This window comes from Streptomyces sp. BE303, assembly GCF_036290945.1.
Taxonomy (GTDB): domain Bacteria; phylum Actinomycetota; class Actinomycetes; order Streptomycetales; family Streptomycetaceae; genus Kitasatospora.
In genome coordinates, this window is record NZ_JAQYWZ010000312.1 from 1 (window position 1) to 1,562 (window position 1,562).

Below are 1,562 nucleotides of genomic sequence, written 5' to 3' on the forward strand. Positions count from 1 at the left end.
TACTCCAGTGAGAGTTCTCCATCGGGCCTGGTCAGCGGCCTGGGGACGGGGAGTTTAGCGAGGCTGCGGCGTGGGTGGGGTGGTTTTGGCGTGGCTGTCCCACCCACGAGTGGCCGCGCCGCATGTAGTGGCAGCGCCGGGCGTGCGCTTGGTGACGGCGTCTCCACCGCGACCATGTCACTGCGTGGCTGCGGTCCGGAGAATGGTGGCGGGGTCGAGTTGCCAGCAGACGGCGGATCTCGGCCGGCGTGAGGTCCACGAGGTCGGGCGTGTCGAGATCGCCTCCCCCTTTTCGCGTTCCTGGGCGGCCAGGGCGGCCAGGAACGTGTGGGCGAGCATCGCCAAGGTGATGTGCCGGTACCAGCCCACGTAGCGCCGCACTTCGTACTGGTCCAGGCCGCACTCGTTCTTCGCGCTCTGGAAGCACTCCTCGATCTTCCAGCGGCAGCCGGCGACACGGACCAGGTCCGCGACGGTGGCCTCCAGCGGCGCGCAGGCGAGGTAGTAGGCGATCTCATCCGGTCTGGCGATGCTGCGGCGGGCCAGCATCCAGTGTTGGCGGACAGGTTCGTCGCCGTCGAACTCCCAGACGGCGGGCAGCCGGGCTGCGGCCCAGTCGTAGAGGCGCTCGCCCTTGGCGCCGGATCCGGCGGACAGCCTCTGCCAGGCCTCGGGCGGGGCCTGCGTGATGAGGTGGTCGATACGCGGGCCGTGGACCTGCTGGGACTTGGGAACCGCTACCACGTAGGAGAGTTGGGCGTCTTCGAGGAAGCGGCGGAAGTGGGAGTCCTGGCCGTAGGCGGAATCCGCTGTGACCCAGGCGATGGGCAGGGGCGAGGCCAGCGCGCGGGTGATCATGGCGCGGGCCAGTTCGCCTTTCGTGGCGAAGGCGCGCTCGTCGGGGATCCGGGCGGCTTGGCATCGTTCCCGGTCGTCGGTCCAGGACTTGGGCAGGTAGAGCTCGCGGTCGACCAGGGCGTGGCCGCGGCTGGTGGCGTAGGCGGCGAAGACCCCGATCTGGCAGTTCTCGGTGCGGCCGGCGGTTCCCGAATATTGGCGCTGGACTCCGGCGGAGACCGTTCCCTTCTTCACGAATCCGGTGTCATCGATGATGAACACACCATCCGGGGAGCCTAGTTGTTCGGCGGCGTAGGCCTGGAGGTCGTCGCGGACTTCGTCCGCGTCCCAGCGACTGCCCGCCAGCAGATGCTGCAAGCCGTGGGGTGCCTGGTGTCCGGCGTACTCGGCCAGCTGCCAGCTGTTCTTGCGGCCCACCGGACCCAGAAGCCCCCGTACGTAGTCCCTCATCCGTCGCCGGGGCTCGACCCGCGTGAAGCGGCCCCCGATCCGCAGGAAGAGCTCGCTGAGTTCCTGGTCCCACACATCCGTCGACAGATCATCGCTCACACCAATGCTGTCTCCCCGGCGCTGCCACTACATGCGGCGCGGCCACTCGTGGGTGGGACAGCCACGCCAAAACCACCCCACCCACGCCGCAGCCTCGCTAAACTCCCCGTCCCCAGGCCGCTGACCAGGCCCGATGGAGAACTCTCACTGGAGTA

1 protein-coding gene is annotated in these 1,562 nt (G+C 68.6%); it reads right to left on the reverse strand.

The features are described 5' to 3' along the window. Nucleotides 1-177 precede the first annotated feature (177 nt). Nucleotides 178-1,407 (reverse strand): IS701 family transposase, encoded by a 1,230-nt coding sequence (locus tag PUR56_RS03765; protein WP_443034431.1) that lies wholly within the window; start codon nt 1,405-1,407, stop codon nt 178-180. Nucleotides 1,408-1,562: the final 155 nt, after the last annotated feature.